General features: G+C 38.9%; 18 protein-coding genes, 2 pseudogenes and 1 riboswitch. Of the genes and pseudogenes, 7 read left to right on the plus strand and 13 right to left on the minus strand.

Annotated elements, in window-relative coordinates; all coding sequences use genetic code 11:
• Positions 1-112 precede the first annotated feature (112 nt).
• From tatC to fumC, 6 genes and pseudogenes are all read right to left on the minus strand, one after another.
• A complete protein-coding gene (gene tatC, locus LIT25_23540) occupies positions 113-700 on the minus strand; it encodes a twin-arginine translocase subunit TatC (protein USK36394.1) in 588 nt (195 codons plus the stop codon).
• A gap of 128 nt (positions 701-828) precedes the next feature.
• Positions 829-1,029: a twin-arginine translocase TatA/TatE family subunit gene (locus LIT25_23545; GenBank protein ID USK33448.1), complete on the minus strand. Its 201-nt coding sequence runs from the start codon at positions 1,027-1,029 to the stop codon at positions 829-831.
• A 154-nt stretch (positions 1,030-1,183) separates the two neighbouring features.
• Positions 1,184-3,007 (minus strand): discoidin domain-containing protein, encoded by a 1,824-nt coding sequence (locus LIT25_23550; protein ID USK33449.1) that lies wholly within the window; start codon positions 3,005-3,007, stop codon positions 1,184-1,186.
• A 293-nt stretch (positions 3,008-3,300) separates the two neighbouring features.
• Positions 3,301-4,193, minus strand: a pseudogene (locus LIT25_23555) (ABC transporter permease subunit).
• Positions 4,193-4,351, minus strand: a pseudogene (locus LIT25_23560) (phosphonate ABC transporter permease). Before LIT25_23560 ends, LIT25_23555 begins: the two co-directional pseudogenes overlap by 1 nt.
• 239 nt (positions 4,352-4,590) lie before the next feature.
• On the minus strand, positions 4,591-5,976 hold the full coding sequence (gene fumC / locus LIT25_23565; protein ID USK33450.1) for a class II fumarate hydratase: 1,386 nt from the start codon (positions 5,974-5,976) through the stop codon (positions 4,591-4,593).
• A gap of 126 nt (positions 5,977-6,102) precedes the next feature.
• Here fumC and LIT25_23570 point away from each other — a divergent pair, with 126 nt between their 5' ends.
• The 3 genes from LIT25_23570 to LIT25_23580 all read left to right on the plus strand — a co-directional run bounded on the left by LIT25_23570 (position 6,103) and on the right by LIT25_23580 (position 6,917).
• Positions 6,103-6,294, plus strand: a complete 192-nt coding sequence (locus LIT25_23570) for a hypothetical protein (GenBank protein ID USK33451.1) — start codon at positions 6,103-6,105, stop codon at positions 6,292-6,294.
• Positions 6,295-6,304: 10 nt separating this feature from the next.
• On the plus strand, positions 6,305-6,451 hold the full coding sequence (locus LIT25_23575) for a hypothetical protein (GenBank protein USK33452.1): 147 nt from the start codon (positions 6,305-6,307) through the stop codon (positions 6,449-6,451).
• A 181-nt stretch (positions 6,452-6,632) separates the two neighbouring features.
• Entirely contained in the window at positions 6,633-6,917 is a 285-nt protein-coding gene (locus tag LIT25_23580) for a hypothetical protein (GenBank protein ID USK33453.1), read from the plus strand.
• 58 nt (positions 6,918-6,975) lie between these two features.
• Here LIT25_23580 and LIT25_23585 read toward each other — a convergent pair whose 3' ends face one another.
• Both LIT25_23585 and LIT25_23590 read right to left on the minus strand, forming a co-directional pair.
• Complete coding sequence (locus LIT25_23585) at positions 6,976-7,878, minus strand: DUF1059 domain-containing protein (protein ID USK33454.1); 903 nt, start codon at positions 7,876-7,878, stop codon at positions 6,976-6,978.
• Positions 7,879-7,892: 14 nt separating this feature from the next.
• A complete protein-coding gene (locus tag LIT25_23590; protein USK33455.1) occupies positions 7,893-9,737 on the minus strand; it encodes a PAS domain S-box protein in 1,845 nt (614 codons plus the stop codon).
• A gap of 229 nt (positions 9,738-9,966) precedes the next feature.
• Positions 9,967-10,076: riboswitch (TPP riboswitch) on the plus strand.
• A gap of 121 nt (positions 10,077-10,197) precedes the next feature.
• On the opposite strand from LIT25_23590, the gene thiC reads away from it, so the two are divergent.
• Positions 10,198-11,907 (plus strand): phosphomethylpyrimidine synthase ThiC, encoded by a 1,710-nt coding sequence (gene thiC, locus LIT25_23595; protein ID USK33456.1) that lies wholly within the window; start codon positions 10,198-10,200, stop codon positions 11,905-11,907.
• A gap of 220 nt (positions 11,908-12,127) precedes the next feature.
• Here thiC and LIT25_23600 read toward each other — a convergent pair whose 3' ends face one another.
• On the minus strand, positions 12,128-13,459 hold the full coding sequence (locus tag LIT25_23600) for an FAD-dependent oxidoreductase (protein ID USK33457.1): 1,332 nt from the start codon (positions 13,457-13,459) through the stop codon (positions 12,128-12,130).
• A gap of 265 nt (positions 13,460-13,724) precedes the next feature.
• Between LIT25_23600 and LIT25_23605 the strand changes: the two genes are divergently transcribed.
• The gene (locus tag LIT25_23605; protein USK33458.1) at positions 13,725-14,660 is read left to right on the plus strand and encodes an ABC transporter permease; all 936 of its coding nucleotides are present in this window, start codon (positions 13,725-13,727) and stop codon (positions 14,658-14,660) included.
• Entirely contained in the window at positions 14,650-15,534 is an 885-nt protein-coding gene (locus LIT25_23610) for an ABC transporter permease subunit (GenBank protein USK33459.1), read from the plus strand. Before LIT25_23605 ends, LIT25_23610 begins: the two co-directional genes overlap by 11 nt.
• Positions 15,535-15,584: 50 nt before the next feature.
• Here LIT25_23610 and corA read toward each other — a convergent pair whose 3' ends face one another.
• Genes corA through LIT25_23625 form a run of 3 tightly spaced genes read right to left on the minus strand, consistent with a single transcriptional unit; the run spans position 15,585 to position 18,225 of the window.
• A complete protein-coding gene (gene corA, locus LIT25_23615) occupies positions 15,585-16,541 on the minus strand; it encodes a magnesium/cobalt transporter CorA (GenBank protein ID USK33460.1) in 957 nt (318 codons plus the stop codon).
• 15 nt (positions 16,542-16,556) lie between these two features.
• Complete coding sequence (locus LIT25_23620; protein ID USK33461.1) at positions 16,557-17,324, minus strand: ABC transporter permease; 768 nt, start codon at positions 17,322-17,324, stop codon at positions 16,557-16,559.
• Positions 17,308-18,225 carry an ABC transporter ATP-binding protein gene (locus LIT25_23625; protein USK33462.1) on the minus strand — a complete coding sequence of 306 codons (918 nt, stop codon included), beginning with the start codon at positions 18,223-18,225 and terminating at the stop codon, positions 17,308-17,310. Before LIT25_23625 ends, LIT25_23620 begins: the two co-directional genes overlap by 17 nt.
• 38 nt (positions 18,226-18,263) lie before the next feature.
• Between LIT25_23625 and LIT25_23630 the strand changes: the two genes are divergently transcribed.
• Complete coding sequence (locus tag LIT25_23630; protein ID USK33463.1) at positions 18,264-18,512, plus strand: hypothetical protein; 249 nt, start codon at positions 18,264-18,266, stop codon at positions 18,510-18,512.
• Between the two features lie 165 nt (positions 18,513-18,677).
• Here the strand turns inward: LIT25_23630 and LIT25_23635 are convergent, their stop codons facing one another.
• The gene (locus tag LIT25_23635) at positions 18,678-19,313 is read right to left on the minus strand and encodes a lysozyme family protein (protein USK33464.1); all 636 of its coding nucleotides are present in this window, start codon (positions 19,311-19,313) and stop codon (positions 18,678-18,680) included.
• Positions 19,314-19,365 lie beyond the last annotated feature (52 nt).

Consider the following 19,365-nt stretch of genomic DNA (forward strand, 5'->3'; position numbering starts at 1 on the left):
AAAGAATTCCTAAGTCCTTACATAGTCGAAAGACCTTCTTGGGGTTGATTACCAGTTGATGTTCAATCCTTAATGAGGCAGCTCTCGGTAGCCGTATACGCCTTCTTCCCCTTCAATGGCTTCCATCAAGAATTCTTTCAGAAAGAAAATCAGGTGGAGTTATGAGCACCGACGTTAAAATCAAAACAAAGTACGCATATTTTCTTGCTTTTTGTAAGCGATATGGATTTAGTATCCCTATACTTGTCAAGAACATAATAATGACTGAAAGTTCAAATAATAACCCAAATGGAAGGGTCATATTCACCATGAAACGAAAATATTTCTTCACTGTAAAGAAATTCATAAACATATCATCTGACAATGAAAGAAGGAAGTTAAAGACGATTGGGAAAATGAGAAAATATCCAAAACATATCACTAATATAAACAAAATAAATAATGCAGGAATGTAAGCTAAAGTTACTTTTCTCTCATTTTCATGTAAGGCTGGCCGGACATATAACCAAATTTGATGAGCTGCGATTGGGATCGTTCCAGCAAGTGCAACAACACTAGACAGCATTAAATATACCCATAATATATCACTAGGACCTAAAACAGCTAACTTATTTGGGAAGTCTTGAATAATCCAATTATAGATATTTTTTACATAAAGAAAAAGATAACATAAAAAAACGATGAAGACACCAAAGGTAATAATTAGTCATTTTCGCAATTCATCTAACATGACCGATAAGATTCATTTCATTTTTCCTCATTCGTAACACCTCGTTAAAAAAAGAAGATGCAAGTTATTTGAACTACTCACATCTTACTAGATTTATATTAAATACTTTTTTCGTTCTTATTATTCGATTTCTCTTGATCTCTCTCATCATCTGAAACTAGATCACGTGTTGAGTTTTTAAATTCCTTTAATGTTGAGCCGACTGCACGACCTAGTTCTGGCAATTTTGATGGACCGAAAATGATAAGTGCAATTACAAGAACTAGTATTAATCCGGGAATTCCTATATTTTGAAACATAAAGTTGACCTCCAATTGTTCATTTTAGACTTTTAATCTTGTAACCTAAATTGTTAGAAGATCCTTGTCATAAGATCTTTTTAAGAAATGGTGAAAGTTATTATTACTACTATTCTTTACTGCCAACAGTGAATGTTTTCACTTAAGTTAGAAGCTAATTCTTTACAGTTTCAAGGACGTTAATCTCCGCAGCCGATGCCCAGCCGTTAACACCCGCCGTTGCTTCGAGCTTGACATATGATGCATCTTTCGAATCAAAAGTTGCTACTTTCTCCACATTGTTGTCTGCCCAAGTTCCGCTTGCAACTTTAGTAAAGGTCACTCCATCTGTACTTACATAAACGTTATATCCTGTAATATTTCCGTTGCTGCCTGATCGCCTTGGTAAATACGCGACCTTATCGATTAGGTAAGTTCCTCCAAGATTTAAGGTGATCGATTGGGGGAGAACATCAGATTTATCCCACTTTGTATGCCAAAACGTTTGTGGGTCTCCGTCAATCGCCATGGATGCTGCATTATTAGCGCCACTTGTTTCCTGACTTGTCGCTGTTGCCGTCATTTGAGACTGAGGGATCGTCATCAGCGTTTTCCCTAATACTTTTAAAGAGTTTTTACTTACATTGCCGAATGCATCAAGAGCATGTACTTCGATCTCGTATATTGTATTAGGCTTTAATTCTCCGACTGGCAAAGTTAAAGGGTTAGGCACAGGATCATTGTAGAATTCTGAGAATGCAAGAAACTCATTGGCTACTTCTTTTGTTTCTGCATTTCTTGCCACTACCTTATAGTCGTGTACAAGAAGGTCATCTTTCGCTTGGGTCAACATTATGGCTAAACTGGTAGCAGTCTTTTTTTCATTATCAATAGAAATCATGGCATCCTTCGTAAAAAATGGTGCTTTTTGGTCTCTATCTTCTGTATACTTAAAGTTATCTTTATCAGCAGGATAACTAATTTCGAATGGTTCCCCTGCCCAATCATTGTTATGGATATCACGGCGTTTAATGATTAATTTATTGTTGTAAACTTCTACAATTAATGCTTGATTTAGGACACCTGCCCCCTCAGGAATTTCTCCTTGAACTCTTCCACCCTCTAGCCACAAATAGGCACCTGTAGAAGTTCCGATAGTCGTAAAATCTTTTTGATGAATGATTCTAGGGTCATCTAATGGATAATGTGTGTGACCAGAAAACGTGACGACTTGCGGATATTCTTTCAAAGTATCGTAAAAAAGGTCTCTATTTTGAGAGAAGCCCCATTCGCTTCCATAAACGGTTCCTTTGATAGGCTGGTGATGGAAGACAAAAATTGGTTTTTTCGGATCATCAGCATTTGCTATCTTTAATTGTTCACCCATCCATTCAATTTGCTTCACTGAAAAGGTCCCAGATGTGTTGCCATCTTCCGTAGCAAGAACAATGAAATGGTAACCTTTGATTACCTTATGATAGAAATGCGATTCCATCCCAGTTTTCTCACAGAACCGTTTTTGAGAATCAGCTGCTGTTAAACCATTCCAGTAGTCATGGTTTCCAATAGCAAACATAGAAACTGCTTGAGATTGTTTTCGTGGATTATAAGCAGACATAAACTTATCATATTCTAATTCAGTTCCCAAATCCGTTAAATCTCCAACAACGACAAAAGCATCTTGCTTAGGAGCAACTTTATTTAACTGTTCTAATGTAGTAACAAACTTATTTAAAAAATCATCGCTCTGACGTTGAACATGAATATCGCTTATAACAGGAAAAACTAAATCTGGTTTATTGCTAAGTGAATTAAAAACAGAAGAGCTAGTTGCTGCACTTACAGGTAAACTATTTAGTGAACTTACTAGTGTTAATCCCAAAGCAGCTCCAGCGACTTTTGATGTCCCCCGTAAAAAAGTACGGCGGTCCATTCCATTTTTAAAAACATCAGCAGACAACGATTTTTCTGTTTCATTTTGTGATTGCTTGTCCTTCATTACGCTTTATCCCTCTTTCCTATGTATTTTATCTAAACCCATTATCACTAACTGTTCTCCTAAAGCTAAAAATTCAATTTTTTGTTTCCAGCGTGAAGATTAAAATTTTCGCTTCCAAATTGATTTCTAAAATTACCTAACCTATCGACGAATTGATTGCCTTAATATTCTCCTGCTTATTCAATTCATCACAAACACACAATAAACCATTTTTTACAACAAATAACCTTCTTTCAACACAAATAATACAATATTAATATTAATTACATGTTAACAACGTGTAAATTTATGTATTATTCACACGTTTTTCCACAAACCAACAACTCCGTAGGTTCTTTTTTTATTTGGACCGCAATTATTTCTAGAAAAATGGCAAAAAATAGAATGCAGAATGTTATTGCCCCAACTTCATGCAAATCTAAATAAAAACTGCTTGCCATGAACATATCAAAACCGATCCCGCCAGCTCCTGCGGCAGCACCCATTGCAACTGCTACTCCAAAATTGATTTCAAATCGTAAAAACGTCCATGATATGAGGGAAGTGAGTGTAGATGGTATGATTGCCTGAAAAACAATTTGCCGCCAATTTGCTCTACTCCCCTTCAAAGCCTCGATCACACCTCCACCCGAGTTCTTCAAAAGATTCTGAATACGCTTTAATCAAATAACCGACAGAGTGAAGCGTCTCCAATGACAGAAGCGACACTTCCAAGACCGGCAGCTGCAGCAAAAATCAACACCCAAAGTACAGTAGGTATAGCACGAATAAATGAAATGAAAATCTTTATTAAGTTTGAAGTTTTAGGTGAAGTTAAATTTTGAGCAGCAAGTAACCCTAAAAATAGCGAAATTATCGCTCCAATCAATGTTGCTAACATCGCTAATCCAATCGTAATGATCACCTGATGGAGCCCTTCAAAAAATCCAAAATGTTTAAATTAATGTTGTGTAAACATTGTTTTCACATTTTGTAACGTTAATAAAATTTCTTCAACAATACTAATGTCTTTGTAATCAAAGGTGATAAAACCATAAATCGTCACAGTAATTAATAATAGAAACGTCATTCCGATAATGAAAGAAGCTTTATTGAAGGGCTTTACGATGATAAGCTTCGATTTATAAGAATCTAATTTATTTCCAGAATTATTTGAAGCAACACTTGTTGATTCATTAACAGCCATTATAAAATCACCCTTCTCACATAATTTGATATCAATTCTAAACACAAAATTGATAATAAAATCACGATTACGACTAAGCTAGCCGAATTATAGTCTAAGCTTTTATAATATAAATCAAATGAAAAACCAATTCCCGTTCCAGTTAAGATCCCAACTAAATTAAACAACATCAAAATCAAAAAAAAGCGAAAAACTTTGCAAAAGAAAATGCAGCAAAGTTTTCGCTTTTATCCGCCTGTTTACTTAAGATAAGGATAGCTCTAGCATTAAGAAAATAATAAAAAATTGGCACTGCCCTTACTTTAGTAATGGCGAATTTACTTCTCCTTTGGCGTGCCAACTTAGTTTTCTTCCAAATTAAAGAAAAATTTATCCGCCTAACTGCATTGCGGACTGCCTATTCCCCCCGAGGGCCAATCATATCGAGCGGATTTACATACTCATCAAATTCCTCTTCCGTCAGCAATTGAAGCTTTAAAGCAGCTTCTTTCAGCGTACTGCCATCTTTATGGGCTTCTTTCGCTATTCTCGCAGCATTCGCATAACCAATATGAGGATTCAAAGCTGTTACAAGCATCAAAGATTCATTTAAATATTTATCTATTACATCTAAATTCGGCTTGATGCCAATCGCACAATGGTCATTAAAGGAGTGAATCGAGTCCGCAAGCAATCTGACCGATTGCAGGAAATTATACATAATTACCGGCTTGAACACATTCAGTTCAAAATTTCCCTGACTTGCTGCAAATCCGATCGTTGCATCATTCCCCATCACTTGTGCTGCAACCATCGTAATGGCTTCACTTTGAGTTGGGTTCACTTTTCCGGGCATAATGGAGCTTCCCGGTTCATTTTCAGGTATGGTGATTTCTCCGATTCCGCACCTTGGACCGCTTGAAAGCCATCTTACATCATTTGCAATCTTCATTAAATCTGCTGCAAGTCCTTTTAAAGCACCATGAACAAAGACGATCTCATCATGACTTGTCAGGGCGTGAAACTTGTTTTCTGATGTGCGGAATTTGGTTGCTGTATACAGACTGATCTCTTCTGCTACGAGTCTCCCAAAATCAGGATGGGCATTGATCCCCGTGCCAACCGCTGTACCTCCTATTGCAAGATCCCGCATTTTTTCTACAGATAACAGAATCATATCTTTCGATTTTTGCAGCATATGAACCCAGCCGCTTATTTCCTGGCCCAATGTGAGCGGGGTAGCATCCTGTAGATGTGTTCTGCCGATCTTGACGATATCTTCATTTTCTTTGGATTTGTTTACAAGTGTTAAATAGAGCTTATCAATTGCCGGAATCAATGAATCAAAAACAGAGAGCACTCCTGATACATGCATAGCTGTCGGAAACGTATCGTTCGAGCTTTGACCCATGTTGACATCATCATTGGGATGAATGACTTGATCAGACTCATTTAACAGCGCGTTTCCCCTGTTTGCAATCACTTCATTTACATTCATGTTGCTTTGTGTTCCGCTTCCTGTCTGCCATACAACCAGAGGAAAGTGTTCATCAAGCTTTCGGCTGAGGATATCATCACATACGTTCACAATCGCTCTCTCTTTTTCTGCGCTTAGCTTTCCTAATCTGCCATTCACTTTAGCTGCGCTTCTTTTTAGAATAGCGAATGCGTCAATCAGCTCCTGAGGCATTCTTTCCATACCGATTTTAAAGTTTTCTTTGCTTCGCTGTGTTTGAGCTCCCCAAAGCTTATCAGCAGGAACTTTAATCTCACCCATCGTATCTCTTTCGATTCGAAATTCCATTTTCTCCACCTCCGCATTTTTATTCTTACCCTTTTTATTCAAGAAAAGTTCATATAAACCTTTTTAACACACCTATTCTTCAGCTGCTTTTTTGATAAAATATAGAAAAACGGCGGTGGAAATATAATGAATTCTTTTAAGCTGGTTATGTTCGATTTAGACGGACCTCTCATAGATCCCGGAACAAGAATTATTCATTCAATTAAATACGCATTGAAAGCACGGAATGTGAAAATGCCCTCACCCGCTGTTTTAAAAGATTTTATTAGACCGCCGCTTCAGATTTCGTTTCAAAAGCATTGCAGAAAAAATTCTTAAGCATTTCAAAATGGACTTCTATTTTGATCATATAGCCGGCGGCAGCCTTGATGGTACACTTACCGCCAAGTCAGACATCATCGCAGAGGTTCTGATGCATGATCCTGCTCTCCCAAAATCAGAGAGCGTCATGATATGCGACCGTGAGCGGAAATAATCGGAGCAAGGGAACATTGCTTCATTTGGGATTTTATACGGGTATGGTTCAAAAAAAGAACTGAGTTCAGCTGCACCCGATTTTCTGGCACCATCAGTGAACGAACCAAAGAAAACCTTGCTGCAGCAAGGAAATTCGCAGCTTAATCAAACGTTTGTTTAACTATTAATGAGGTGATAGAATGGGAGATTTCTTCGTACTGACAGCGGCATTGCTGCTTTTAATTTTTGTTTTAGACTCGCTTGCAAAATTGAAGGGTTCAAGTAAGGACAAGAACGAAAACATTCTTAAACTCTATTTAGGATTTTTAATCCTTATTGCCATTTCCGTTATCCCCTATAAATTGTGGAAGCTCACAGGCAGCCATCATAGTCCTGACGGCATGCTCGTCACGGCAGGTGCTGCTCTTGCCATGATTGTTTTCGTTATCGGTTTTTATTCCCGCAGAGTTAAAAATCATGCATGAAGATCGATAAAATGATATAAGTAGAAATGTAAAACTTCAGCGGAAACGCTGAAGTTTTTTATAGTCCTTCTATCCGGTTAAACTCCCGCAAGATTCTCAGCTTTTCAAGCGTAATCCAGCCCTTCCACTCTTCTTTGGCAAGAAGCCAAACATCATCATATTGCCCCCATGACCAGGCTGGTGCAAAGCTGCCATCATTGGTTTGCTGATCAATGCTGAAATCAAGATTCTGTTCCACGCTCTCAGCGAATAATGGATAATACCTGGAGCTTGGAGACTGAATCACACCCGTTGGCTGAAGTCCGTAGCCTGTCCAGTCTTCTGAATTCCTGATGATACATTTGTTAACAAATTCATCCAGATGAACGGTCATTTCACGGCGGGTTATGTTCGGCGCTCTTTCTGCAAGTCTTAAATAGCAAAGCAATTCATGAAATTCATATTCCTTAAGTCCCTGAAGATGGCTGATTGCATAATCTGTCAATTCAGACAGCATGCTTTCTGGAATCAATCTTTTATATTCATAAAAATAACCCAGTATTTCAGCATTGGGATTTCCCCAATCTGCCCCAGCCTTTTGATAATTCCACCAGGGTGCCCTCGCTGCTGATTCTACCTCAGGGGGCACTTTTTCCCATCCATGAAGTTCTGTTTGAAAGGACTGCATGAAATATGCTATAACTTTGTTAAGAATTTCATCTTCTTCATCCGCGTTCACTCTGGATAAATACTGCATGCCGACCGTTGAAGCAAGTGCTGAAGAATCTGAACATCTGAAATCCGGCTCAAGTCCATTTCCGAAGCCGCCATCTTGATTCTGGTAAGCTTTAAGCTCGATTAGTACATCTTCTTTAGAGCCGCCCTCAAATTCAAAAAGATATAAAGCACGGTCAATCTTTCGTGCTTTTTCAAGCATAAACCCCCGTGCTTTAAGAAATTGCTCCTTTGTAAACAGCTTCATAACCCCAGCCTCCGTTATTTTTTCAGTCTGATGATCACCATTGTGCCTTTGCCAAGTTCACTTTCCATTTTGAATTCTCCATTATGCTCGGTAATGATTTTGTTGCTGATCGTAAGACCCAGTCCGATCCCTTTTTCCTTTGTTGTAAAGAAAGGAGTTCCGAGCTTTTCCAGCCGCTTTTCATCAATACCTGTCCCATTATCTTCAAACGTCAGCTGGTAAAATAAATCCTCTTTGTTTACTCCTCTGATTTTAAGGCTGCCGCCGTCCGGCATAGCTTCAATTGCATTTTTCATAACATTGATAAAAACTTGTTTCATTTGATTTTTTTCACATTCTATTTTTGCTGAATCCGAATCAAACTGAAGATCGATAGCCACATTCCTGAGGGAAGCCTCTGAACTTAATAAAATCATCGTATCTTTAAGAAGCTGGACAATATTTGTGCATTCTTTCAGATGAATAGCCTGAGGCCTTGCCAGTGCCATGAACTCATTGACGATCTGCTCAATTCGGCTTAATTCATCCATGATGACATTCTGATATTTTATCTCTTTCTCATCCCTGTCTTTTTCAGTCAGCAGCTTAAAGAATCCCTTTATGGATGTAAGCGGATTCCTGATTTCATGGGCAACACCCGCTGCAAGCTCCCCTAATACAGTAAGCTTTTCATAGTTGCGGATATATTCTTCCACTTTTCTTTTTTCAGTAATATCCCTTGAAATGAACACAATGTTTTCTGGGTCCCCATGCTGATTTAAGACAGCCATTCCTTTTCCCTCAAACAAAACAGCCTGTCCTGTATGACTGAGCTTGTGATAAGAGATTGTGACAGGTTCTTTTGTAATAAAAAGGGTGTACATAATCTCTTCTACTTTTACATGATCATCAACAAGTATATATTTAAAGACATTTTGCCCGATCATACGCTCAGGTTCATATCCCAAGATTTTCTTATAAGAAGGGGATGCGTATTTATAATTCCCTTTAAGATCGACTACACATATTAAATCATTGCTGTGCTCTAAAATGATCCGGTATTTGCTTTCGCTTTCTCTCAGTTTTTCTTCTGTTAGCTTCCGCTGTGTAATGTTTCTTGAAATGACGATCGCATGCTTTAAGGATTCATTTTCAGTGACAGGAATTCCATGCGACTCAAGCCAAATATAAGTATGATCCTTGCATAAATAACGATACTCAACCGTCAGCTGTCTATTTTCTTTGAGCATTTTATAAAATTGGCAGGCAATCTGCTCCCTGTCCTCCGGATGCACGAATTGAAAAGGAGTGTATCCGACTGCTTCTGACATATCATATCCGAGCACTTCTTTGTAAGACGGAGATACATAGGTAAACAGTCCGTTTTCATCCAGAAGCCCAACGATATCACGCATGTTTTCAGTAATCAGACGGAACGTTTTTATCATTTCCTCGTGTTCTATTTCAAGCTTTTTCTTATTTGTGATATCTCTGATAATCACTTGGGTGGATTGACTGTCCCCCCATACGTTTGGCAATGATGTAACTTCCACGTTTATGGGCAAACCTTTTTTTGTATACCAGATCTGTTCCATTGAAGTCGGTGTGAAACCATTTTTTGTAACAGTAATCCGCTGCTCGATCATCTCTCTATACTGAGGATCAATTGAATTCCAGATGGGTTTTCCAATCAGTTCCTCCTTGCAGGTGACCTCTAGCAGCTTCATTGCAGAAGGATTTATATATGTCCACTTTCGGTTTTCGTGAATTAAAAATGCGGTTGGAGAGTTTTCAAGCTGATTAAGATAGACTTCCATTATGCCATCCAGCTTTTCCTGAGAAAGGATTTTCTCTTCATGAGCCTGATCCAGATTCTTCATTATTCGTCCATCCCCCTCCAAGTACATACATATCTTTAATATATCAAAAATTCAAATAATAAGGTACTGTCCTAGTTGCGAATAAATAAAAAGCCCGTATCTTATGATCAATAAGTACAATGAACCACTTATTGTTTTCTTGATCATATTTTAAATTTATAATTGTGAAAATTTTCACTTGCAAGCTTGCCAACTTACCTGCTATATTGCTAACAAATGAATATTTTTTTCATTCTGCTGGGGGAGTCCATGATGCTGGACTGAGAGAAGAACGCAATTCTTTGACCCTTTGAACCTGATCTGGATGATACCAGCGTAGGGAAGCGGTGTGGCGTAGGCCGTTTTTTTGGCTTTTTACACATACTGTTCCAAGGGTTCTGTTTATTAACAGAACCCTTTTTCTATTTCTTTCGCGGGTGCAGATCAAAATTCTACTAAACGATACGAGGAGGAGTTAAGATTGGATTTCGCATTCATTAAACAGTTTGATGGCAGCAAAAAGATGTACAAAACAGGATCAAGAGAGGATATTCGGGTTCCATTTCGGAAAATTGAGTTGTCACAGGAAAATGAACCTGTGCTTGTTTATGATACGAGTGGTCCTTATACGGATCAATCTGCTGCCATTGATATTAAAAAAGGTTTACCTGAAGTCAGAAGAAACTGGATTTTTGAACGGGATGATGTGGAAGAATATTCAGGGCGCAAAGTTAAGCCTGAGGATAACGGCCGCCAAGAGGATATCACTTCAAATGAAAACGTCTTTACTGGCGAGAGAGATGTACTGCGGGCAAAAAAGAATGCCAATGTCACTCAGCTTCATTACGCCAGAAAAGGAATCATTACACCTGAGATGGAGTTTATAGCCATTCGTGAAAACATGGACCCTGAATTCATTAGAAGTGAAGTTGCGAGCGGCAGAGCCATTATACCTGCAAACATCAATCATAGAGAAAGTGAACCTATGATCATAGGCAAACATTTTCATGTCAAAATTAATGCAAATATAGGAAACTCAGCAGTAACCTCATCCATTGAAGAAGAAGTTGAAAAAATGACATGGGCAATCAAATGGGGTGCTGACAACATCATGGATTTATCGACAGGCAAAGATATTCACACCACCCGGGAATGGATTATCAGAAATTCTCCAGTACCAGTTGGAACTGTGCCCATCTACCAGGCGCTTGAAAAAGTAAAAGGAATTGCTGAGGATTTAACCTGGGAAGTGTACAGAGATACCTTAATTGAACAGGCGGAACAAGGGGTCGATTACTTTACAATCCATGCAGGTGTTTTGCTGAGGTATATCCCTCTTACAATTAAAAGAACAACCGGGATTGTATCAAGAGGAGGATCCATTCTTGCTGGATGGTGCTTAGCCCACCACGAAGAAAACTTTCTCTATACCCATTTTGAGGAGATTTGCGAGATTTTAAAACGATATGATATTTCCATTTCATTAGGCGATGGCCTGCGTCCCGGATCGATTGCAGATGCAAATGATGAAGCACAATTTGCAGAATTAGAGACACTTGGAGAACTTACAAAAATCGCATGGAAACATGATGTTCAGGTAATGATTGAAGGTCCAGGCCATGTTCCGATGCACATGATTCGTGAAAATGTAGAAAAACAGCAGGAAATTTGCCATGAGGCACCTTTTTATACCCTTGGACCATTAACGACAGATATTGCACCAGGCTATGATCATATCACTTCAGCTATAGGTGCAGCGATGATCGGCTGGTTCGGAACGGCGATGCTTTGCTATGTGACGCCGAAAGAGCATTTGGGATTGCCCAATAAAGATGATGTTCGCGAAGGAGTCATTGCCTATAAAATTGCTGCTCATGCCGCTGATCTCGCCAAAGGACATCCAAATGCACAGTATAGAGACGATGCCCTGTCTAAAGCCAGATTTGAATTTCGCTGGGAAGATCAATTTAATTTATCCCTTGATCCTGACCGGGCAAAGGAATATCATGATGAAACGTTACCTGCCGAAGGAGCTAAAACCGCTCATTTCTGCTCGATGTGCGGACCGAAGTTCTGCTCGATGAGAATTTCCCACGATTTAAGAAATACTGTTAAAGAACAGGAAATTGAAGAAGGACTGAAACAAAAGTCAAAAGAATTTGTTGAAAACGGTTCGGCTATTTATCAGTAGGACGATTTAGGCTGTGAACGTTCTGCCGATTCATTGAATCATTTTAGGGCCGAACCTTGTATTACTTTCCAAACCGGTCCATTTACTGTCCGGAATGCCCTCAATACTGGTGAAAAACAGGAAAATACTTTCTAATTTGAATTAAATACTTTCTTTTTTACAAAAATCTCCTAATCCATATAAAAACAGCGGAATGCATGCATTCCGCTGTTTTCTTCTATTACTGCATCGCCTGCAAACCAGCCTGATTCAAGAAGTTCCACGGCTTGTTGTAATGAGGCTGGAAGAAGAAGTCGACATAGCCAAGCTCATCAATCGTCATGCGATTTTGGATGCAGACAGATAAAGTGTTGATTGATTGAGTCAGATCCGCTTTTGACATCACTTGTGCACCTACAATTCTTCTTGTCTCTTCTTCATAAATGACTTTTAAAGTGACAGGTTCATAGGATGGCATAAACTCAGGGCGATCGTTCTCTAAGATTGTGATACTTTTCACATTCATATCCATAAAAGAAGCGGCTGTTTCTGTCATGCCTGTTGAAGCGATATTATTTTCATAAATTTTAATGCCTGATGTACCTTGAGTCCCCATATATTTAATCGTTTTCTTCACTAAGTTTTTTGCGGCTAATGTTCCCATCCGGACGGCATTTGTAGCTAATGGAATATAAGCATGCTTCCCGGTTGGATTATAGAGAATCGCACAGCTGTCGCCTGCTGCAAAGATATCTTCATTGCTTGTTTGCATATACTCATTTACGATTATAGCGCCATTATCCAGCATATCAACTTGCCCTTGAAGCAAACCTGTATTCGGCTTAAATCCTATGCAAAGAACAACTAGATCTGTCTCGTACGCGCCTTTGGTTGTTACTACTTTTGAAACATTGCCGTTTTCGCCTTCGAATTTGCTGACTGTTTCTCCCAGAGCAAGAGTAATGCCGCGATTTTTAAATTCTTCTTCAATGACTTCTGTATATTCCTGATCTAGATATTTACTTAAAATACGGTCTGAACTGTCTATTAAAGTAACTTCTTTTCCGTATGATTCAAACGCTTCTACAAGCTCAATCCCAATATAGCCTGCCCCGACTACTGTTATTTTCTGTGCATCCTTCGCTTTTTCAATAATTTTATTTGCGTGGTTAAAGTTTTTAGAAAGGACGATATTATTTAATTGAATTCCCGCAAGTGGAGGCACGATCGGCCATGAACCTGTTGTCATCACTAATTTATCATACGTATCTTCGAACGTTTCCCCTTTTTCAAGGTTTTCAGCTGTCAGTGTTTTCGCTTCTGAATCAATAGAAGTTACGGCATGCTTCATTTTCATCGTAACTCCCATGTTCTCAAGTTCTTGAGGTGAAGAGTAAAATAAGCCCTGTGCGTCCTGAACAACTCCTCCTACATATAATGCGATGCCGCAAGATAAGAATGAAACATTATCATTTTTTTCATAAACGGTAATTTTTGCTTCCGGATAAAGCTTCGTCATATTTGAAACTGCTGCTGTTCCAGCATGTGTACATCCAATAACCGCGATTTTCATAAGTGTAGTTCCTCCTTGAGAATTGCTTGTGAATAATTCCACATTATATTGTGAAGTAATTCACATACATTACTTAATGCATATTATATTCCCTTATTTTCAAAAACACAAGAAATATTGTGAAGTTTTTCACATAAAGATTTTCCTCATTTATACCTATTTATACCTATTTATACCTATTTATACCTATTTATACCTATTCATCATCCAATAGTCATGGTAGAATTTTTACAATACTCTGAAAGGTGAACGCGGGGTTTTTTAAATGAAATCAACAATAGAAATCTGCAGGCATATCCTTCTTTTTCTCTTAATTGTTCTATCTCTCATTCTAGTCGTTCTATTTCCAAGAGATGTTGAAATAAGAGCTGAGGGCAAAGCACAGACTGTCATATTCGACTATCAATTTTCATGGTCTGACTATCAAGAAAACATAACATCCTTTTTCAGCGGTCTTTATGAGGAAAAAAGCTTTGGACTGACTAAATATGAACGGACTGTGGAAGAAGAATTGAAACTGTATTTTTCAAGAAGCATAAAAATCATTGTTACTGCTCTCATCCTGAGCTTGTTTTTCGGAATTCTGAAAGGAGTTTATGATGCAACGCACCCAAATCCGCTCGGAATGATTTTTGGAAAAGGATTCACATGGGTGCTGCAGGCCATCCCTGATTTCTTTCTGTTTCTTTGTTTACAGTGGGTGCTCATCATCTATTTCAGGGACTATGTCGATATTTTTGGACATGAGAACAGGTACAGTTTTTTCTATCCAGCTCTATTGGTGTCCATTTACCCTGCCCTGTACATAAGCCGCATTACTGCTGCATCCTTTCAGGAACAGGCAGGCAAGCAATATATTACGGTTGCCCATTCAAAAGGGCTGCCGCAGGCTGTTATCACGTTTAAGCATGTTTTTAAAAACAGCGCAGTCCAAATCCTGAATCATACAAGTTCAATGATGATCTATCTTCTTTCTAATCTATTGCTTGTAGAATATCTGCTCGATTACAAAGGGGCTGCATACCGTCTATACGAAGCATTTCATGTAACGCCTGTCTTAAGTGTTGGTTTGAACACAGCAATAGAGCAAAATGTCATCATCGTATTTGGCACTTGTTTCATGATTATGGTCCTTATTGTTCAAATCACGAGCGGACTTATTAAAAGAATGATAGATCCAAGGGAGGGGCATGAGAAATAAAACACTATTATTCGGAAGCGTTATGCTTGCTGCTATTCTATTGATTTCTCTGATAGGTCCTCTTTTCCCCTTTGTGCAAGCAGGGATAGAAGAACAGAGAATGGTTTTTATAAACAGCACCACCTATGAACGGGCACCATTCCCTCCCTCACTGCAGCATCCCTTTGGATCTGATGATGATGGGAGAGACATTCTCAGCCTCATTATCATGGGAGCAAAAGACACACTGCTCCTAATTTTCAGCATTACGGCCATAAGATATCTCTCTGCCGTCGTACTTGCTTTTTTAGAATCCAGCAAAAAAAGTCCGTTCCGTCTTCTGATTTATGGCTTAAACGGTTTTGCAGCAAGTCTTCCCTTAATTTTTGCAGCCATTCTTTTTATTACAATGCCGATGTTTACCTTCAGCCCCAATCGCGTAATCTGGGTTATTCTCTTTCTCTCACTGACTGATGCAGGCAGAGTTGCTTTTATTATTCAGCAATCGATAAGCAGCCTTTCTCATTCTCAATTTGTAGAAGCAGGAGTAACTGTCGGCAATAACGCATTGGGACTTTTCATTCGCTATTACCTGCCAAATTTATTGCCGGACCTGATCGTTCAATTTTTTATGGACCTCGGAAAAGTTGCGCTTTTGTTAGGACAGCTCGGGATTCTATCTATTTTTGTCACACAGGTTTTTGTTCAGACTACCTATGGATATGGCGGACTGCAAAATACGAGCCTGAATTGGTCTACTCTTCTCGGCATGGCGAGATCAGATATATTAAGAGGTTTCTGGATTCCATTTTTTCCTGCACTCTCCCTGACATTTCTGATTTTCACCTTTAACATGATCAGTGAAGGTCTCAGACAGCATTTCAGCCGTGCTTAAACGATATAATAATAGCAAATGCCTGACTGAAGGGACAGTCAGGCACCTTTTTATATTTGGTCTTTATCAAACCATCCCTTACGTTTAAACCAAATAAACATCATGAAACTCAGAAAGCCCATTCCGCCAAGCACATAAAAATAACCGTACTCCCACCTGAGTTCAGGCATGTTCTCAAAATTCATTCCATATACCCCCGCTATAAATGTCAGCGGCATAAATATTGTTGTAATTACAGTCAGCGTCATCATGACAGTATTTGCACGATAAGAGTTGACTGAGATATAATTTTCTCTTATTTCAGCTGTGAAATCCATATTGGCAGAAATCAGCTCGGACAGCTTTATTAGATGGTCATATACATTCATGAAATACGTTCTTTCACTCTTTGGGATACTCAGTCTTTCTGAATTTAATAGCCGGTAAAGCAAATCTCTCATTGGAAAAATGGTCCGCTTTAGCTTAAGCAACCCTGAACGCGTTTCAAAAACCTGCTTCATTATCTCCTTTATTCTGAATTCCCCGCTCTCAAGCGCATTCAGCGTCTCTTCCATTTCTGTTATACGCGGAAAATAGAAATCAACCAGTTTATCCAGCAATTCATAAAAGACATAATTGGGTGTAAGAGATTTCACATGATTTACTTGCTTTATTTTTTCATAAAGAAGCTCTGTTTCTTCTGACTGATGTAAATGAAAGGTCACAATATACTTATCAGACAAGAAAACATCCAGTTCCTCGGCCTCCATTGTTTCTTTATTGATAGAATGGAGAACGAAGAAATGATACCCGTCATAATAGTCAAGCTTTGGCCGCTGCAAAAAATGAAAACAGTCCTCAATTGCAAGAGGATGAAAATTAAAAAGATCCTTTAACAATTTCCCTTCCCAATCTTTTTCAGGGTAAATATCAAGCCAGACCATTTTATATGAATCAAGTGAAAAATTCTTTAAATCGACTGAATGAATGAGACTGCCGCTATGATCGACTGCCATCGTCTTAATCAAAATGTTCCATCTCCTTTAAATTGACACATCCCGCTTCGTAAAAGCAGCCCAGGCTGCTGCAAAAAAGATGCATAAATAAATACATAAAACAGCAATTGAAAAGCCCATTGTTGTTCCCTCAAATAACGGCCTGTTCCCTTCAAGATGCTGCTTGAGGCTGGTGTTGGCAAACAAGATGTATTTTCCCCACTCAAGGTTATAATGGGCAAGCAGCTGAACGAAGGTTTTACCTGAAAACGTGATGAACATCGATAGTCCAATAGCGAGAGAGCTGTTTCTGAATACCGCAGAAATCATAAAAGCGAACGTTGTTATCATGATCATCTCAATCAAAACGGTAAGATAGTTCAGGCTGATGCCTTTCATTAACTCTGTATCGCCCGTTCCGCCGGCTGTCCCAAAGAAAAGCAGTCCGAGCAAAACAGACAGGGCAATATAGAAGAGTAAAAAGTACAATCCGAACAAAACAGAAGTGATGTATTTCGACAGGAGAATTTTCGTGCGGATTACAGGGCGGATTAGCAGGAACTTAATGGTTCCCCACGAAAATTCATTTGCCACAATAGCTCCAGCAATTACAAGTGAAAAAAAGGGCAGAACAAATAAGAAGCCTGTAGTCAGCGATACATACCCCAGTACATTTTCATCTGTTCCTGCGCCGGAAAACATTCGTTTTGAAATGACTGCCATTAATATACTGATCACAGCAAGTGTAATAAAAAGGACATTGGTGCTTTTCTGAAAAAGCAATTTCATATGCTCGATTTTAATTAACTTCATCATGAAGCATTTCCTCCGTAAGCTCGATAAAGGAGTCTTCCAATGACTTATAAACAGGCTGTATGGAATAGACATCTATCTTTCCTTGCACGAGAATTTGATTAATCTTTGGGATATCTTCTTTCTTAATGAATAGAGAGATGCCGTTATTGTATATGGATGCGGAGTATTCAGGCTTTAAAATTTGCAAAGCTCGTTCTCCCTCAGATAATTCAAACCGCACCTTTAGGAGTTCATCTTTCTGACTTCCAATCTCATTTACTGCAGCGATTTGCCCCCTTCTAATAATGGCAGCTCTTGTACACAGCTCCTCTACTTCCTTGAGAAGATGAGATGCAATGATAACGGAGACATTCTCTTTTTCGCAAAGATCTCTTAAATAGGTTCTAAGCTCCCTGATGCCTGATGGATCTAGTCCGTTTGTGGGTTCATCCAGGATAAGCAGCTTAGGTTTATGTAAAATGGCCTGTGCAATGCCAAGGCGCTGTCTCATCCCAAGCGAGTACGTTCCCACTTTGTCGTGAATCGCATCCTTCAAATGAACAAGACCGACAACGTCTTCAATCCTCTTTTTACTGATATCTCCATGCATATCAGCAAAGTGCGAAAGGTTCTGATAACCAGTCATAAATGGATAAAATTCCGGGTTTTCCACAATGGCTCCCGCATGTGAAATTGCTTTTTCAAACTCGCTGTGCACAGAGTGCCGATTGATTCTGATTTCTCCGGAATCAATCTTAATAAGTCCAAGGATCGCCCTGATTAATGTCGTTTTTCCAGAACCATTAGGACCAAGCAGTCCAAATATTTCTCCTTCATATACGTCTAAGGAAATTTGATGAAGCAGCTGCTTTTGCCCAATCGACTTGTCCAGATTTTTTACGCTAAGAATGACCTTCTCCATGAAGCATTCCTCCTCATATCAACAGTATATACCGTACTATGAAGATTCGAAAAGAAGGATGGCAGGGAACGGCAAATAAGAAAAGCCCATGCGACCGTTTCCGGCAGAAAAGTCCGGGTTTGATATTTTTAACGGATTTGTTCTGGCCGAGGAGTTGGGTAATAGGGCTGAACTTCCATGCACAAAATTATTACCCATTTATTCTAATAGTATTTGCTGATGAATATAAAAAACTAAAAGGGAGCACGCTTGGCATCGAAATGGCAAAAGCACGCTCCCTGTTCTAAACTTTATCTCAACTAAGCTCTTCTCTATTTCACTTTTAAGCGTTTACGCTTTTAAGCGATAAAGTAACTGTCTTAATAATATCTCTCTTATTGAATAGCGTCAAGGTCTTTTTTATATTAATGTCTAATGAAAAGAGACCCGCGCAAGCTTGGTCTCACTTAAGATTACATTTGATCATTCTTTTTTGCAGATGCTGTTTTACTCAGAGAATTCACGTTTTCCTGCACCTTCGTGCTGTAAGTGAAATCGCCATAGCAGTAAGGATAGCGGAAGTTCCCTTTATCTCCTCCGCAGTTGTAGATATCCGGCTGTTTTTTTACCTGTATCATCGAAAATTCTTTTGCAAGGTCCTCGCTGTGCTTTCCGCCATTTTTTACAATAAAGTCAATGTAGCCGGTTCCCATATTATAAGCTTGAATGACTGTCAGCTCGTCCACATTTCGTTCTTTTCCGTACTGTAAGCTTTTTTGAAAATATTTGACGCCCTGCTCAATGCTTTTAGCCGGGTCTTCAATGGTATTCCTCGGAAGCCCGGCAGATTCAGAGGCCTGCATTGGGTCACCGCCAAATCCTTTACTCTCTTGCTGCATTAGAGCAAGAACAAGCGGCGTATATTCTTCAAGCTGGTACTCCGCAAGTTCCTTTGAAATCAGCGGCTCATACTTCTTCACATCTTCAAATGCGTCACTTGGATAAAAAACCGGCTGTTTCGTTTCTTCTGAATAAAGGATGGTCAGTATAAAAAAACCAAAAAACACAACTAGTAGAAAACCAATACTATTTTTAAGGAATTTTATCATGTTTTATTCTCCGTTCCCCTTTTCCCTTGTATTTATCATTATAATGATTCTA

The sequence above is a fragment of the Bacillus sp. F19 genome (assembly GCA_023823795.1).
Classification (GTDB): Bacteria; Bacillota; Bacilli; order Bacillales; family Bacillaceae; genus Bacillus_P.

Coding starts and splice junctions, on each gene's coding strand:
- fumC (USK33450.1), bottom strand. CDS start 5,976: ATGGAATTTCGAATCGAAAGAGATACGATGGGTGAGATTAAAGTTCCT.
- LIT25_23635 (USK33464.1), bottom strand. CDS start 19,313: ATGATAAAATTCCTTAAAAATAGTATTGGTTTTCTACTAGTTGTGTTT.
- LIT25_23600 (USK33457.1), bottom strand. CDS start 13,459: ATGAAAATCGCGGTTATTGGATGTACACATGCTGGAACAGCAGCAGTT.
- LIT25_23570 (USK33451.1), top strand. CDS start 6,103: ATGAATTCTTTTAAGCTGGTTATGTTCGATTTAGACGGACCTCTCATA.
- LIT25_23580 (USK33453.1), top strand. CDS start 6,633: ATGGGAGATTTCTTCGTACTGACAGCGGCATTGCTGCTTTTAATTTTT.
- LIT25_23630 (USK33463.1), top strand. CDS start 18,264: ATGAAGATTCGAAAAGAAGGATGGCAGGGAACGGCAAATAAGAAAAGC.
- LIT25_23625 (USK33462.1), bottom strand. CDS start 18,225: ATGGAGAAGGTCATTCTTAGCGTAAAAAATCTGGACAAGTCGATTGGG.
- LIT25_23610 (USK33459.1), top strand. CDS start 14,650: ATGAGAAATAAAACACTATTATTCGGAAGCGTTATGCTTGCTGCTATT.
- LIT25_23545 (USK33448.1), bottom strand. CDS start 1,029: ATGTTTCAAAATATAGGAATTCCCGGATTAATACTAGTTCTTGTAATT.
- LIT25_23575 (USK33452.1), top strand. CDS start 6,305: ATGGACTTCTATTTTGATCATATAGCCGGCGGCAGCCTTGATGGTACA.
- LIT25_23585 (USK33454.1), bottom strand. CDS start 7,878: ATGAAGCTGTTTACAAAGGAGCAATTTCTTAAAGCACGGGGGTTTATG.
- LIT25_23590 (USK33455.1), bottom strand. CDS start 9,737: ATGAAGAATCTGGATCAGGCTCATGAAGAGAAAATCCTTTCTCAGGAA.
- LIT25_23605 (USK33458.1), top strand. CDS start 13,725: ATGAAATCAACAATAGAAATCTGCAGGCATATCCTTCTTTTTCTCTTA.
- LIT25_23620 (USK33461.1), bottom strand. CDS start 17,324: ATGATGAAGTTAATTAAAATCGAGCATATGAAATTGCTTTTTCAGAAA.
- LIT25_23550 (USK33449.1), bottom strand. CDS start 3,007: ATGAAGGACAAGCAATCACAAAATGAAACAGAAAAATCGTTGTCTGCT.